The organism is Streptomyces sp. NPDC048643, from assembly GCF_040650615.1.
In the GTDB taxonomy this organism is placed as follows: domain Bacteria; phylum Actinomycetota; class Actinomycetes; order Streptomycetales; family Streptomycetaceae; genus Streptomyces.
Map to the genome: position 1 here is coordinate 79,942 of NZ_JBEZHO010000006.1, position 14,940 is coordinate 94,881.

The 14,940-nt window shown below is 72.7% G+C and carries 13 protein-coding genes; 2 read left to right on the forward strand and 11 right to left on the reverse strand.

The features are described from left to right. Positions 1-42 precede the first annotated feature (42 nt). Both AB0C62_RS08350 and AB0C62_RS08355 read right to left on the reverse strand, forming a co-directional pair. Complete coding sequence (locus AB0C62_RS08350; RefSeq protein ID WP_362970818.1) at positions 43-1,197, reverse strand: anhydro-N-acetylmuramic acid kinase; 1,155 nt, start codon at positions 1,195-1,197, stop codon at positions 43-45. Between the two features lie 4 nt (positions 1,198-1,201). Further along, positions 1,202-2,524: an MFS transporter gene (locus AB0C62_RS08355; RefSeq protein WP_362970820.1), complete on the reverse strand. Its 1,323-nt coding sequence runs from the start codon at positions 2,522-2,524 to the stop codon at positions 1,202-1,204. A 259-nt stretch (positions 2,525-2,783) separates the two neighbouring features. Here AB0C62_RS08355 and AB0C62_RS08360 point away from each other — a divergent pair, with 259 nt between their 5' ends. After that, entirely contained in the window at positions 2,784-5,450 is a 2,667-nt protein-coding gene (locus AB0C62_RS08360; protein ID WP_362970822.1) for an AAA family ATPase, read from the forward strand. A gap of 19 nt (positions 5,451-5,469) precedes the next feature. Here the strand turns inward: AB0C62_RS08360 and pcaC are convergent, their stop codons facing one another. From pcaC to AB0C62_RS08395, 7 genes are read right to left on the reverse strand one after another with little or no spacing between them, the layout of a single operon-like run. Then, positions 5,470-6,600: a 4-carboxymuconolactone decarboxylase gene (gene pcaC / locus AB0C62_RS08365; RefSeq protein ID WP_362970824.1), complete on the reverse strand. Its 1,131-nt coding sequence runs from the start codon at positions 6,598-6,600 to the stop codon at positions 5,470-5,472. Next, the gene (gene pcaB / locus AB0C62_RS08370; protein WP_362970826.1) at positions 6,597-7,946 is read right to left on the reverse strand and encodes a 3-carboxy-cis,cis-muconate cycloisomerase; all 1,350 of its coding nucleotides are present in this window, start codon (positions 7,944-7,946) and stop codon (positions 6,597-6,599) included. Before pcaB ends, pcaC begins: the two co-directional genes overlap by 4 nt. Beyond that, the gene (gene pcaG / locus AB0C62_RS08375; protein ID WP_362970828.1) at positions 7,943-8,506 is read right to left on the reverse strand and encodes a protocatechuate 3,4-dioxygenase subunit alpha; all 564 of its coding nucleotides are present in this window, start codon (positions 8,504-8,506) and stop codon (positions 7,943-7,945) included. Before pcaG ends, pcaB begins: the two co-directional genes overlap by 4 nt. 2 nt (positions 8,507-8,508) lie before the next feature. Then, positions 8,509-9,276 carry a protocatechuate 3,4-dioxygenase subunit beta gene (gene pcaH, locus AB0C62_RS08380; RefSeq protein WP_362970830.1) on the reverse strand — a complete coding sequence of 256 codons (768 nt, stop codon included), beginning with the start codon at positions 9,274-9,276 and terminating at the stop codon, positions 8,509-8,511. A gap of 9 nt (positions 9,277-9,285) precedes the next feature. Continuing rightward, complete coding sequence (locus AB0C62_RS08385) at positions 9,286-10,488, reverse strand: thiolase family protein (protein WP_362970832.1); 1,203 nt, start codon at positions 10,486-10,488, stop codon at positions 9,286-9,288. Further along, positions 10,485-11,132, reverse strand: a complete 648-nt coding sequence (locus AB0C62_RS08390) for a CoA transferase subunit B (protein ID WP_362970834.1) — start codon at positions 11,130-11,132, stop codon at positions 10,485-10,487. Before AB0C62_RS08390 ends, AB0C62_RS08385 begins: the two co-directional genes overlap by 4 nt. Next, positions 11,132-11,914 (reverse strand): CoA transferase subunit A, encoded by a 783-nt coding sequence (locus AB0C62_RS08395; RefSeq protein ID WP_362970836.1) that lies wholly within the window; start codon positions 11,912-11,914, stop codon positions 11,132-11,134. The genes AB0C62_RS08390 and AB0C62_RS08395 overlap by 1 nt, the downstream gene beginning before the upstream one ends. A gap of 246 nt (positions 11,915-12,160) precedes the next feature. Here AB0C62_RS08395 and AB0C62_RS08400 point away from each other — a divergent pair, with 246 nt between their 5' ends. Next, a complete protein-coding gene (locus AB0C62_RS08400) occupies positions 12,161-12,625 on the forward strand; it encodes a MarR family transcriptional regulator (RefSeq protein WP_362970838.1) in 465 nt (154 codons plus the stop codon). Between the two features lie 21 nt (positions 12,626-12,646). Here AB0C62_RS08400 and AB0C62_RS08405 read toward each other — a convergent pair whose 3' ends face one another. Together AB0C62_RS08405 and AB0C62_RS08410 are read right to left on the reverse strand one after the other, a co-directional pair. After that, the gene (locus AB0C62_RS08405) at positions 12,647-13,642 is read right to left on the reverse strand and encodes a DUF3048 domain-containing protein (RefSeq protein WP_362970840.1); all 996 of its coding nucleotides are present in this window, start codon (positions 13,640-13,642) and stop codon (positions 12,647-12,649) included. Positions 13,643-13,809: 167 nt separating this feature from the next. Then, positions 13,810-14,880, reverse strand: coding sequence for an ATP-dependent DNA ligase (locus AB0C62_RS08410; RefSeq protein WP_362970842.1), 1,071 nt, complete (start codon positions 14,878-14,880; stop codon positions 13,810-13,812). Positions 14,881-14,940: the final 60 nt, after the last annotated feature.

The window sequence follows — 14,940 nt, forward strand, 5'->3', positions numbered from 1 at the left end:
GGTGAAAGGCGGATGAGAGGGTTCCCCTCCCGGGCCGCCGGGTCACTTCAGGACGAGCCGCACCGGGGCCCGTTCCGCGGGCGGCGGCAGTCGCACACCGTCCCGGCCCGGGGTCAGCGAGCCGAGCACGCTCGGATGCCGGGCGCCGGTGCTCGCCGGTTCCGTGCCCGCGAGTCCGTGCAGGGTCAGGAAGCCGAGGACCGCGAAGGCGTACGCCTCCTTCGCGGCCGACGGCAGCCCCAGTTCGTCGGAGGTGCGCACCACCACGCCGGGGAGCCGGGCGCCCAGCATCGCCATGAGGGTCGGGTTGCGGGTGCCGCCGCCGGAGGCGATCACCTCCGTGGCACCCACCGACCGGACGGCGTCCGCGACGGTCACGGCGGTGAGCCGGGTGAGCGTGGCGATGACGTCCTCGGCGGTCAGCGTCCCGAACCCCGCGAGGGCGTCGCGCAGATACCCGAGGTGGAACAGCTCCTTGCCGGTCGTCTTGGGCGCGGGCAGGGCGTAGTACGGCTCCGCCAGCAGCCGTCGGAGCAGCGGCTCGTGCACCGTGCCGCGGGCTGCGAGGGCCCCGTCCACGTCGTGGTCGAGACGTCCGCCGCTCAGGCCCCGGGCCGCCGCGTCGAGGAGGGCGCAGGCGGGGCCGGTGTCGAAGGCGGTCCCGTCCGGCGCGGTGAGGTTGGCGATGCCGCCGAGATTGAGCGCCACGGGCGTCCCCGGTCTGCCGCGCAGCCACAGCAGGTCGACCAGGCTCACCAGGGGCGCTCCCTGACCTCCGGCGGCGATGTCGCGCGGCCTGAAGTCGGCGACGACCGGCAGGCCCGTGGCCTCGGCGATCCAGGCCGGCTGTCCCAACTGGAGCGTGCCGTGCACCTGTCCGTGCTCGACCCAGTGGTAGACGGTCTGGCCGTGCGAGGCGATCGCGTCGGCTCGTCCGTCGCACAGTTCACGGTCCGCGCGGACGGCTGTCGCGGCGAACGCGCGGCCGATCAGGGTGTCCAGACGGCACACCTCGGCCAGACCGGTCGGGGCCGGCGGCAGCGCCGCCGTGAGCAGGTCGCGCAGTTCCTGCTCGTACTCCTCGCTGACGAGCCCGAGGGGCCGCAGGACGAGGGCGTCGCCGTCCAGATCCAGATCGGCCGCCGCCGCGTCGATCGCGTCGTACGACGTCCCGGACATCAGGCCGATGACCCGCACACGCTCACCTTCCCTTCCTCGTACGGGGCGTGGCGAGTGCCAGCGCGCTCACGGCGCAGGCCGCCGCCGCGTAGTACCCGGGGATGTCGACGCTCCCGGTGCGCTGCACGGTTTCCGTGATGATGAGTCCGGCGCAGCCCGAGAACACGGCATTGGACAGGGCGTAGGCGAGTCCGAGTCCCGTGTAGCGCACGCTCGTCGGGAACATCTCCGCGAGCATCGCGGGCCCCGGTCCGGCCATCAGCCCGACGACCGCACCCGCCACGAGGACGGCGAGTCCCTTCACGGTGTTCGAAGTGCCGCCGTCCTGAAGGAGGTTGAGCAGGGGAACCGACAGCGCGGTGACGAGCAGGGCCCCGGTGAGCATGACGGGACGACGGCCGATCCGGTCGCTGAGCAGCCCCGCGGGCACGATCGTGGCCGCGAAGCCCACGTTGGCGAGGACCGTGGCGAGCAGCGCCTGCCGGAAACTGGCGTCCAGGGTGCTCTGGAGGTACGACGGGAGCACCACGAGGAAGGTGTAGCCGGCGGCGGCCCAGCCCATGACCCGGGCCGCGCCGAGGGCGACGGACCCCGCCACCTCACGCGCCGGAGGCTGTCCGGGGGTGGCCCCGGGTCCGTCCGCCGACGCCTCCCGCTCCGTCTGTTCCCGCCGGAACGACGGCGTCTCGTCCAGCCGCAGCCGGAGCCACAGCGCGCCGAGACCGAGCGGCAGTGTCAGCAGGAACGGCAACCGCCATCCCCAGGAGTCGAGTTGGGGTTCGCTGAGCACGGTGGCCAGCAGGGCCGCCACTCCGGCGCCGCCCAGCAGTCCGAGTGCCACGGTGAACGACTGCCACGAGCCGTACAGGCCGCGCCGGCCCGGTGGCGCGAACTCCGTCATCACCGACACCGCCCCTCCGAACTCCCCTCCCGCGGACAGGCCCTGGACCACCCGAAGCAGGGTGAGCAGCCACGGTGCCAGGGCGCCGGCGGTGGCGTACGTGGGGAGGACGCCGATCAACGCGGTCGCGGCCGACATCACGACGACGACGGTGATGAGGACGGGCCGTCGCCCGACGCGGTCGCCGAGCCGCCCGAACAGCGCGGCCCCCACCGGCCGGAAGAAGAACGCCAGCGCGAAGGACGCATACGTCTTCACGAGGCCCTCGATCTCGCTGCCGCCCTCCGGTGTGAAGAAGCGGGCGGCGATGATCGTGGCGAAATAGCCGTAGACACCGAACTCGTACCACTCGATGAGGTTGCCCACGGATCCCGCGAGCAGGGCTCTGCGGGACTGCCCGGGCCGGACGGCGCGCAGGTCGGAGTCGTGCGCGGGGGCGCTCATGCCGGTTCCTCCCGAGGGCGTGCGGGGGCCGGTCGCTGCCGGCCCCCGGCGAAACGATGTTGGAAAGTTAGCGTCATTTCTCCGGCCGTCGACTGTCAATAACTTTCACCACGGTCGTCGGAGGCCCCGGGGCGTCGCCTCCAATACATCGCCGTCACTCGTCCCGGCAACTGGTGACGGGTCCCGCCTCCACCAAGGCGTCCAGAAGGCTAGGCTCGTTCCCTGTACGTCGTTTGGGCGACCTTGGGGAGGTAGCGGGATGACGGAGGTACGGCCCGGAGCGGTCGCCTCGGCCTCCCTGTGGGAGCGCGACGAGGAGGTCGCCACACTGGAAGCGGCGATCACCGCGCTGCGCGCGGACTCCGCGACCTCGGGCAGTCTGCTCGTGCTCAGCGGCGACGCGGGCCTCGGCAAGACGGCCCTCCTCGCCGAGGCGCGCCGCATCGCGGAACGCAGCGGCTGTTCGGTGTGGTCGGCGCGCGGCGGCGAGACCGTCACGTCCGTCCCCTTCAACGTCGTACGGCATCTGCTGCAGCCCGCCCTCGTCTCGCTCCTTCCGGAGGAGGCGCGCGAGTACCTCGGCGACTGGTACGACATCGCGGGCCCCGCCCTCGGCATAACGGAACCGGGCGACCGGCAGCCCGACCCGCAGGGCGTCTGCGACGGACTCGTCGCCGCGGTGCGCCGGCTCGCCAAGCGCGACTGGCCGCTCGTCCTACTCATCGACGACGCGCACTGGGCGGACCAGGAGACCCTGCGCTGGCTCGCCGCGTTCGCCGAGCGCCTCGACGACCTGTCCGTCCTCGTCGTGGTCGCCCGCAGGCCCGGCGGGGTCAGCGGCGAGAGTGCCCGGCTGCTCGACGCCGTCGCCGCCGCGGCCCTCCCGATCTCCACCCTGAGCGCGCTCACCCCGGCCGCGACCGAGGGCCTCACCCGCGCCACGCTCGGGGAGCACGCGGACGCGCCCTTCTGCCGTGAGGTCTGGGCGGTCACCGGCGGCAACCCCTACGAGACCGTCGAACTGCTCGCCAAGGTCCAGGACAGCGAACTCGAACCGGGCGAGGGCTCGGCCGCCGAACTGCGCGACCTGAACCGCTCGGCGCGCGGCCGCGGACTCGTCGCCCGCCTCGAAGGACTCGGCATCGACGCCACCCGGTTCGCCTGGGCGGCGGCCATCCTCGGCACCGGCATCTCCCTCGACCTCGCCGGCCAACTCGCCGGGATGCCCGACGACGAGGCCCAGCGCTGCGCCGAACTCCTGGGCGCCGCGCGTATTCTGACGGCTGCTCAGCCCACGAACGGTCATGGTTCCGAGGGCGACCTGGAGTTCGTGCACCCGCTGATCGCGACCGCCGTCTACCGCTCGATCCCGGACGCCCTGCGCACCGCCATGCACGGGCAGGCCGCCTGGGCGGTCACCGAGTCGGGACGCGGCGCCGCGGCGGCCTCCCGTCACCTCCTCGAAGTGCACCCGGACGACGACCCCGAGCTCGTCGAGCAGATGCGCGAGGCCGCCCGCGAACACCTCGCCGTCGGTGCCCCGGACGCCGCCCGGCGCTGCCTGGAGCGCGCCCTCCAGGAGCCGCCGCTGCCCGAGGTGCACGCGCTGCTGCTCTACGAACTGGGCTGCGCCACCCTCCTGACCGCGCCGTCCACGACCATCGGCCACCTGCGTGCCGCGCTCGAACGGCCCGGCCTGGAGGACACCGTCCGCGTGGACGCCGTCTTCCGGCTCTCCCAGGCGCTGCTGCACAACAACCAGCTCGACGAGGCCGTCCGCACGGTCGACGCCGAAGTCGACCGGCTCACGCCCGGACCCGCCCGGATGCGGCTGCAGGCCGTGCACTACATGTGGGAGGGCATCCACGCCGGCGAGGAGCGCTCCGGACACTCCAGCGGCCTCGCCGAACTCGCCGCGACCTGCACCGGCCGCGACAACTCCGAGCGCGCCGTGCTGATACTGCGCGGCTTCGACGCGATGACCCGCGGCGAGAACGCCGAGGAGGTCGTGGAACTCTGCGACCGCGCCCTCGTCAACGGCCGCCTCGCGCCCGGACTGGGCTGGACCGACACCGAGTGGGGTGTCGAACTCCTGCTGATGCTGGGCAGCGCGTACGCCTACGCCGACCGACTCGACCGGGCCGAGAGCCTGTTCAGCGAAGCCCTGCGCGCCTATGTGAAGGCCGGCTGGAGCGGCGGTCATCTGTCCCTGGCCAACGCCTACCTCGGACTCGCCCACCGCCGCCGGGGCCGCCTCGCCGACGCCGAGCACTACCAGCGCGAGTCCCTGCGGCTCGCGGAGCGCGTCGGACGCGGACTGCCCCTGTACTGGTCGGCGACCTGCGGCCTCATCGACACCCTGCTGGCCCGCGGTCACGTCCAGCAGGCCGCCGAGATCGCCGAACGCTACGGCTTCGCACCGCCGTACCCCTCCACGATCGTCCTCCCGGACACCCGCTCCGTCCGGGGCCGGCTGCTGATCGCCCTCGGCCGCACCAAGGAGGGCGTCAACGAACTGGAGGCGGCGGAGAAGGCGGCCACCGCGCGCGGTCACCACAACACGGTGCTCGCGCCCTGGGCCGTCGACCTCGCCAGAGCGCTCGCCGCGGAGGACCCGTCCCGGGCGGCGGCCCTCGCCGCCGAGGCGCGCCGCCAGGCCGAGCGGTTCGGCACCGACACGGCGATCGGCGAGGCCCTCCGCTGCGCCGCCGCGCTGGAGACCGGCCAGCGCGCCGTCCGGTTGGCCGCGCAGGCGGTCACCTATCTGGAGGCCTCGCCCTGCCAGTACGAGCACGCGGCGGCCCGTATCGAGTACGGCATCGTCTCCCGCTCGGTGACGGAACTCAACAAGGGCCTGACGCTGGCCCGCACGAGTGGAGCGGACGGTCTGGTGACCAAGGCGGAACGCGCACTGGCAGGCCTGTAGGCACTCAGCCCTCCGGCGTTCACTCCGCGAGCGGGCCGTCCTCGTCCGCCAGCACCCGCTGGGCGACGGCGAACGCCGCGTTGGCCGCGGGCACACCGCAGTACACGGCGGTCTGCAGCAGCACCGCACCGATCTCCTCGGGCGTGAGCCCGTTGCGCCGCGCCGCGCGGACATGCATCGCCAGCTCGTCGAGGTGACCGTGCGCCACCAGCGCGGTCAGCGTGACCAGGCTGCGCTCGCGGCGCGTCAGCGTCGGATCGGTCCAGATCTCACCCCAGGCGTAGCGCGAGATGAAGTCCTGGAACCGTGCGGTGAACGGCGTCTGGCGGGCCTGCGCACGGTCCACGTGCTCGTCACCGAGGACCTCGCGGCGCACCTCCATGCCGCGCCCGGCATCCCCCGACAGCTGGGCCCGCAGCGCCGTCAGGACGGCGTCCGGACGCTCCGCGGGCGCCAGGTGCGAGGCGCGCGGGATCTCGACCAGCGTCGCGTCCCGCACCGCGTCCGCGATCTCCCGCAGATGGGCGGGCGGCGTGGCGGGATCCTCGCGTCCGGCGACGAGCAGCGTCGGCACGGTGATCGACGCCAGCCGGTCCCGGATGTCGAACGCGGCGAGGGCGTCACAACAGGCCGCGTACGCGGCGGGATCGGCGGTGCGGTGGTCCTCCACGAGGCCCGGCACGGTGAACCCGGGGGTGAACCAGCGGCTTTCGGCGCTCGCGGCCACCGGGGCGAGACCCTCGCGGCGCACCAGCTCGGCCCGCTCCTCCCACGGCTTCGACCCGTTGAAGTGGGCGGAGGAACAGATCACGGCGAGCGAGGAGAGCCGCTCGGGGTGGTGGACCGCCAGATGCAGGCCGACGGCGCCGCCCAGCGAGACACCGGCGTACGCGAACCGCTCGATGCCGAGCACGTCGGCCAGCTTCAGTACGAGCCCCGCCAGGTCGGCGACCGTCGCGCCGGGGCCGATCAGATGGCCCGGAGATCCGCCGTGGCCGGGAAGGTCCCAGCGCACGACGTTGTGGGTGAGCGACAGTTCGGGCGCGAGTCCGTCCCACAGCGCGGTCGACGTCCCGAGCGAGGGCCCGAGGAGCAGCGGGGGAGCGGTGAGGGGGCCTTCGCTGCGGTGGTTGAGGATCTTCCCGGTCAACGTCGCTCCAGAGCACGGTCGGTGAGGGCCCCGGCGGAGCCCGTGTAGCGGGTGGGGTCGGTGAGGTCCGCGAGGTCGGAGGCGGTGAGGTCCTTGAGGCCGGGTTCCTCGCCGAGCACGTCCGCCAGGGTCCGCTCCTCGGAGACGGCGCGCTCGGCGGCACGGGTCAGGAGCTGTTGGGCACGGGCCCGGCCGAGCAGCGGGGCGAGTTCGGCGGCCAGCCGTTCGGAGACGATCAACCCGTGGGTGAGATCGAGGTGTTCACGCATGGCCGCGGCGTCCACCCGTAGCCCTTCGATGAGTTCGGCCGCCTGCGCCGCCGCGCCGCCGGCCAGCCGGAGCAGGTCGCGCAGCGGCTCCCATTCGGCGTGCCAGGCCCCGGCCGGACGTTCGTCCTCGGCGGTCAGCGCGCCGTACAGCGTGGCCGCGAGCAGCGGCGCCCGGCGGGCCGCGGCCACGACGAGGGTGGCGCGCACCGGGTTCGCCTTGTGCGGCATCGCGGACGAGCCGCCCCCCGAGCCCTCGGCCAGTTCGGCGATCTCGGTGCGGGACAGGGTGAGGACGTCGACGGCCGCTTTGCCCAGCGCGCCCGCCGTGAAGGCCAGTGCGCCGGCCAGGTCGGCGACCGGTGTCCGCAGCGTGTGCCACGGCAACACCGGTTCGGTGAGGCCGAGTTCGCGGGCGTAGGCGGCGGTCAGGTCCCGGGTGTCGTCCGCCCCGAACGCGGTGAAGGCGGCCAGGGTGCCCGCGGCGCCGCCGAGCTGGGCGGGCAGGGACGACCGTACGGTCCGTACACGGTCCCGGGCGTCGAGCACGAGCGAACGCCAGCCCGCCGCCTTCAGCCCGAAGGTCGTCGGCACCGCGTGCTGGGTGAGGGTGCGGCCCGGGAGCACGGTATCGCGGTGCTCCTCCGCCAGCCGGGCCAGTGCCCGCGCCGTGCGGTCCAGGTCGCCGAGGAGCACGTCCAGGGTGCGGGCGGCGACCAGCATGGTGGCGGAGTCCAGGATGTCCTGGCTGGTCGCGCCCCGGTGCACGTAGGGCCGGTGCTCCGCGGCGACGGTGGCGGTCAGGTCCGCCACCAGCGGGATCACCGGGTTGCCGCCGGACCGGGCGCGCAGGGCGATCGACGCTACGTCGAAGCCCGCCCCGCCGGCCGCCTCGGACACCGCCGCAGCGGCCTCGGCGGGGACCAGCCCGAGGGACGCCTGGGCGCGGGTCAGCGCCGCCTCGGCGTCGAGCAGGGCCCGCAGGTACGCGGTGTCGCTCGTCCGCGCCGACGCGGGGGAGCCCGCCCATCCGGGGGCGAGCAGGCCGGTGTCGGACACGACGGGGTCGACAGCTGTCACTGGAACTCCAGGAAGACCGTTTCGCCTTCGCCCTGAAGACGGATGTCGAAACGGTACGTCCGAAGGGCGTCCTCGGCCGCGACCAGCGTGGCGCGCCGCTCGGCCGGCAACGCGTCGAGCAGCGGGTCCGCTCCGTCGGCGAGGTAGGCGCGGGTGAACAGGTGGTGGGTCAGACCGCGTGCGAACACGCAGACGCTGATGTACGGCAGCCCGGTGTTGCCCGGCGGCAGCGTGCGCAGCGCGTAGTGGCCGTCGGCGTCGGTGGCGACCCGGCCGAAGCCCGTGAAGTCGACGCCGTTGCGGCCGAGGAAACCGCCCGTCGACGGATCGCGGCGCAGCGAGCCCGGGGCGCCGGTGAGGGAGCCGTCGGGCGCCGCCTGCCAGAAGTCCAGCAGGGCGTCCGGGATCGGCACACCCGCGCCGTCGAACACGTGCCCGTGCAGGGTGATGGTGTCGGGGTGGCCCTCGGGCGCTATGGCACCGCCGCCCGGGAAGGGCAGCGCGTGGCCGTAGAAGGGGCCGATGGTGTGGGAAGGGGTGGGGAGCAACCGCTCGTTCATGGTCAACGGCCCTCCTCGATCCAGGTGGCGGAAGGGCCGTCGAGGACGATGTCCCAGCTGTAGCCCAGGGAGAACTCGGGCCGGGAGAGGCCGTGGTCGTAGGCGGCGATCAGCCGGCGGCGGGCCCCCTCGTCCGTCACCGACCGCAGGATCGGGTCGTAACGGAACAGCGGGTCGCTCGGGAAGTACATCTGGGTGATCAGCCGCTGCGTGAACGCCGTGCCGAACACCGAGAAGTGGATGTGGGCGGGCCGCCAGGCGTTGGTGTGGTTGCCCCACGGGTACGGTCCGGGCTTGATGGTCGTGAACGCGTACCGCCCCTGATCATCCGTCAGTGTGCGTCCCACGCCGGTGAAGTTGGGGTCGAGCGGTGCCGGGTGCTGCTCCCGCAGGTGGGCGTACCGGCCGGCCGCGTTGGCCTGCCAGATCTCGACGAGCTGGCCGCGTACCGGACGGCCCGCGCGGTCGAGGAGCCGGCCCGAGACGGTGATCCGCTCGCCGATCGGTTCGCCCCGGTGCTGCAGGGTGAGGTCGTTGTCGATCTCCGTTATGTCGGTGACGCCGAAGACCGGGCCCGACAGTTCGACGGTCTCCGGGTCGCCGCTCACGGCGACCAGCGGCTGCCGGGGATGCCGGAGCCGGGAGCTGCGGTAGGGCGGGTAGTCGCGTGCGGGGTGGTGCAGGGCGGGTGCGCCGCCGGCGACCGCCTTGTCGTACGCGTCCTGGAGATCCGTGATCTCGGCGTCGATGTCCGACTGAGTGAGAGCCATCTCGACTTCCTAGCGTTCGAGGACGAGGGCGAGGCCCTGGCCCACGCCGATGCAGAGGGTGGCGACACCGACCCCACCGCCCGCGCGGGCGAGTTGGTGGGCGACGGTGCCGGCGAGGCGGGCGCCCGAGGCGCCGAGGGGGTGACCGAGGGCGACGGCGCCGCCCTGCGGGTTGAGGATCGCGGGGTCGAACTCGGGCCATTCCGCGAGGCATCCGAGCACCTGTGCGGCGAACGCCTCGTTCAGTTCCAGAGTCGACACGTCGTCAAATCGCCTTCCCGCCTTGGCGAGTGCGCGGTTCACGGCCTCGACGGGAGCGAGTCCGAAGTACTGCGGCTCGATCGCCGAGACGCCGGTCGAGCGGACCCGGGCGAGGGGTTCCCGGCCGGTGGCGGCGAGCCCTTCCTCGTCGACCAGCAGCAGGGCGGCGGCGCCGTCGTTGAGGGGCGAGGCGTTCCCCGCGGTCACCGTGCCGTGCTCCGTGCGGAAGGACGGCTCGAGGCGGGCCATGGCGTCGAGCGACGCGTCGGCGCGCACGCACTCGTCGGCGCCGAACACGACCGGGTCGCCCTTGCGTACCGGGAGGGTCAGCGGCGCGATCTCCGCGTCGAACAGGCCCTTCCGCCGGGCCTGTTCCGCCTTCCGGTGGCTGGCGAGGGCGAACTCGTCCTGCTGTTCACGGGTGATCCCGTGCTTGTCGGCGATGAGTTCGGCGGACTCCCCGAGAGGGATGGTCCACTGCGGGTCCATCCGCGGGTTGACCATGCGCCAGCCGAGCGTCGTGGAGTACATCTCGGTGTGCCCGGCGGGGAACGCGCGGTCGCTCTTGGGCAGGACGTAGGGCGCGCGGGTCATCGACTCGACGCCGCCGGCCAGGACGACCGAGGCGTCGCCGACGGCGATGGCGCGGGCGGCCTGCACGACGGCTTCCAGCCCGGAGGCGCAGAGCCGGTTGACGGTCACGCCCGGCACGGAGGTGGGGAGTCCGGCGAGGAGCGCGGCCATCCGGCCGACGTTGCGGTTCTCCTCGCCCGCTCCGTTGGCGTTGCCGACGTACACGTCCTCGATCCGCGCGGGATCCAGGTCCGGTGTGCGGGCGAGGAGTTCACGGATGGCGTGGGCCGCCAGGTCGTCCGGCCGGACACCGGCCAGCGAACCGCCGTACCGGCCGATCGGTGTCCGTACGGCGTCGAGGATGTAGACGTCCTTCACGACGGGATCTCCTCTGCGACGCGGACTTCGGCCGCGGTCTTCGCGGTGATCTCCTCGACCGTGACACCGGGGGCGGTCTCCACCAGCACCAGGCCCTCGTCGGTGACGTCGAGGACGCCGAGGTCGGTGATGATCCGGTCGACGCACGCCTTCCCGGTGAGCGGCAGCTCGCATTTCCCCAGGATCTTCGGTGAGCCGTCCTTCGCGGTGTGGGTCATCACCACGATGACGGTGCGGGCGCCGTGGACCAGGTCCATCGCGCCGCCGATGCCGGTGATCAGCTTTCCGGGGACGGCCCAGTTGGCGAGGTCGCCGCCGGCGGAGACCTGCATCGCGCCGAGCACGGCCACGTCGATGTGCCCGCCGCGGATCATCCCGAAGGACAGTGCGGAGTCGAAGTACGCGGCGCCGGGCAGGACCGTGACGGTCTCCTTGCCGGCGTTGATCAGGTCGGGGTCGACCTCGTCCTCGGCGGGGTAGGGGCCGGTGCCCAGGATGCCGTTCTCCGACTCCAGGATCACCTCGACGCCCGGGGGGAGGTGGTTGGGGATCAGCGTGGGCAGGCCGATGCCGAGGTTCACGTACTGACCGTCCGCGAGTTCGCGCGCGGCCCGGGCCGCCATCTCTTCCCTGCTCCAGGCCATCAGCCGCTCACCCTTCCGTCGGCGGCGGGCGCCGAGACCGTCCGCTTCTCGATCATCTTGGCGTTCGCCTGCGCGGGCGAGAGCGCCACGACCCGCTGCACGAAGACGCCCGGCAGATGCACCGCGTCCGGGTCGATCGCACCCGGCTCGACCAACTCCTCCACCTCGGCGATCGTCACCCGGCCGGCCATCGCCGCGAGCGGGTTGAAGTTCCGCGCCGACTTGTTGAAGACGAGGTTGCCGTGCCGGTCGCCCTTCGCGGCGCGGACCAGCGCGAAGTCCGTGCGGATGCCGCGCTCCAGTACGTACGGGGTGCCGTCGAAGTCGCGCACCTCCTTCGGCGGGGAGGCCAGCGTGACGCCGCCCGCGCCGTCGTACCGCCACGGCAGGCCCCCCTCGGCGACCTGGGTGCCGACCCCGGCGGGCGTGTAGAAGGCGGGGATCCCGGCGCCGCCCGCGCGCAGCCGCTCGGCGAGCGTGCCCTGCGGGATCATCTCGACCTCCAGCTCGCCGGCCAGGTACTGCCGCGCGAACTCCTTGTTCGCCCCGATGTAGGAGCCCGTGACGCGGGCGATCCGCCCCGCGGCCAGCAGGACCGCGAGCCCGGACTCCATGGCTCCGCAGTTGTTGGAGACCACGCCGAGCTCCCGGACACCCCGCTCGTGGAGCGCCTCGATCAGCACGTTCGGCACACCGCTGAGGCCGAAGCCGCCGACCGCGAGTGTCGCGCCGTCCGGCACATCGGCCACCGCCTCCAGCGCCGTGGCGACCACCTTGTCCATCCGCGAAGCCCCATCTCTCCCGAGCGCCCGGTGCCCGAATTACTCAGGGCACTGATTATTTCCACGAGCTTTCCCACACGCTGCCACCGCGGTTCCGGAACGTCAATACCCTTTGTGTGAGGCCGGTTGTGATGCGGTCGCGGGGTGGGACAGTGGACGGAACGGGCGGGTATCGTTCAGTACACAGACGATTTTGTACGGGGTGACGCGCATCCGGAAGCGCGTACCGGAACCCGAGGAGCGCACATGGCCGCGGTGGATCTCTCCACCCACCCCGGGCACCTGGCCCGGCGACTCCAGCAGGCCCACTACCTGCTGTGGAACACGATGGTCTCCGAGGAGATCACCTCACCCCAGTTCGCGGTCCTGAACGCGCTGGTCGCCGAGCCCGGCCTCGACCAGCGCACGGTGGGGGAGCGGGTCGGGCTCGACCGGTCCACCATCGCCGAGGTCATCAGCCGGCTCGGGCGCCGCGAGCTGCTCGACAAGGTGCGTGACCCGCAGGACGGCCGGCGCTTCCTGCTCCGGCTCACCGACGAGGGGCTGCGCACCCACCGCAAGCTGACCGTGCGCACCGCGCGGATGAACCAGGTCTTCCTCGGCCCGCTCTGCGCCGAGGAACAGACCCTCTTCTTCGACCTCATCCAGCGGGTCGCGGACGCCGCCGAGGGACTCCGCCACCCAGCGGAACCCCTCGGCGCCCAGCCGTAGGGAGCCGTCCGCCGTCCGCGCTCACGCCTTGGCGAAGACGACCCAGACCTGTCCGCGGGCGAAGTTCATCGGCGCGCCGTCCGGCGTCGTGAAGTCCGTCCCGTCCGACGCGTCGGACCGGTTCCAGTCGGCGTCGTAGGCGCGGCCGTCGCGCAGCACCGTCGCGGTGCCCGAACCGACCGACTCGGTGTACGGGGTGTTGTTGCCGAGGACGTCGTGGTACTTCGACGAGCGCACCTTGACGTACTGGATGACCACCGTCGCCGGCGCGACCGACGTGCCCTCCGTGGTGACGGTCGGCGTGCCGTCCATGGCCACCGTCCAGCGCTTGCGCTCGGCGGACCAGGTGAAGGTGAACCTGGCCGACGGGAACTTCACCGTGCGGGAGGTCTCCGCTTTGCCTCCGGCGGGCGCCGAGCCGAAGCGGAAGCCCGTGCTCAGCGCGGCGTCGCCCGGCGCGTCCCCGACGAGTCGCTGCGGACGCAGATAGAGGTTGTGCGGCGCGGCCTTGTCGTTGCCCCGGTACCAGGCGTCCGGCACCTTCCCCGGGAGCTGCGGGTGCAGCGGCGCCTTGTCGATCAGGGGAAGCAGCTTGTGCTGGGCCCCCGAGAAGGCGAGCGTCGGCTCGTCGAACTGCCTCAGCAGCTCCAGATCCGACTCACGGGCGCTGCGTACCGGCCCGACGGCCTTCGGGAAGGTGCTCGCGAACACCGCCATCAGCCGGCTCAGACCGCCCTCGACCTGCTCCGCGTACACCACGTCCGCCGCGTCGAGACCGGTCTGCGGGCGGGCCGCTGCCACGTTGTCGATCTTCACCGCGAGCACCGGACCGGTGCTCGCGGAGGCGCTCGGACTGTCGCTCGGACCGGTGCTCGGAACCCGGGCCCTGCCGTCGTCGGTCGGGCCGCCGCCCTTGCCGTCCCCCGCGGTGCAGCCCGTCATCAGGGAGCCCGTCACCGTGACGGCCAGCAGCGCCGCCGTCCATGCGCCGCGCCGCGTCCGCACCATCTTTCGCATGCCCACCGTGCCACCCGTCTCGTGCCGTCGATTGTGCGTTCATCAGTTCATCGGTGGCCATACCCGATCGTTTCTGATTGCGCGCGTCGACTGGGCTGATCGGCTCAGCGAGATGATCGGGGGAGAGTGAAGCGGAACCGCGGAGGCCGCCGTTCCACGTCCCGCGGTCAGTCCCGCGGCCCGAAGATCTCCGCCAGGTCGTAGCCCACCGGCTCCTCCAGTTGTCCGTACGTGCAGCTCTCCGCGGTCCGGTCCGGGCGCCATCGGCGGAACCGGGCGGTGTGCCGGAACCGGGCACCGTTCTCCATGTGGTCGTACGCCACCTCAGCCACCCGCTCGGGCCTGATCGGCACCCACGACAGGTCCTTCTTCGCCGACCACCGGCTCGGCGCGCCCGGCAGCCGCGCCGACTCGTGCGCGGACTCCTGCGCCCAGGCCGCCCACGGATGCTCCGAGACGTCCTCCAGACGCAGCGGCTCCAACTCCTCCACCAGTTCCGCGCGCCGCTTCATCGTGAACGCGGCACTCACCCCGACGTGCTGGAGCGTGCCCCGGTCGTCGTACAGGCCGAGCAGCAGCGACCCGACGACCGGCCCGCTCTTGTGGAAGCGGTACCCGGCGACGACGACATCCGCCGTCCGCTCGTGCTTGATCTTGAACATGGCCCGCTCGTCCCGCAGGTACGGCAGCGTGAGCGGCTTGGCGACGACTCCGTCGAGTCCCGCGCCCTCGTACTGCTCGAACCACCGCTGCGCCACCTCGCGGTCCGTGGTCGCCGGCGCCAGGTGCACCGGCGCGGTCACTCCGGACAGGGCCGTCACCAGCAGCGCGCGCCGGTCGCCCAGCGGGACGTCGAGGAGCGACTCGTCGGCCAGCGCCAGCAGGTCGAACGCCACGAAGGAGGCCGGGGTCCGCTCGGCGAGCGTCCTGACCCGCGAGTCCGCGGGGTGGATCCGTTCCGTGAGCGCGTCGAAGTCGAGCCGGCCGTCCCGGGCGATCACGATCTCGCCGTCCATCACACAGCGCTCCGGCAACCGATCGAGCAGCGCCTCGACCAGCTCAGGGAAATACCTGGTCAGCGGCTTGCCGGTGCGACTCCCGATCTCCAGCTCCGTGCCGTCCCGGTACACGATGGCGCGGAATCCGTCCCACTTGGCCTCGTAGTGCATGTCCGGCGGGATCTTCGCGACGGACTTGGCGAGCATCGGCTTCACGGGCGGCATCACCGGCAGGTCCATGCTCCGATTCTCCGCGCAACCGCGGGCATCCGCCCGGTGTGCGGGGCCACGGCACTGCGC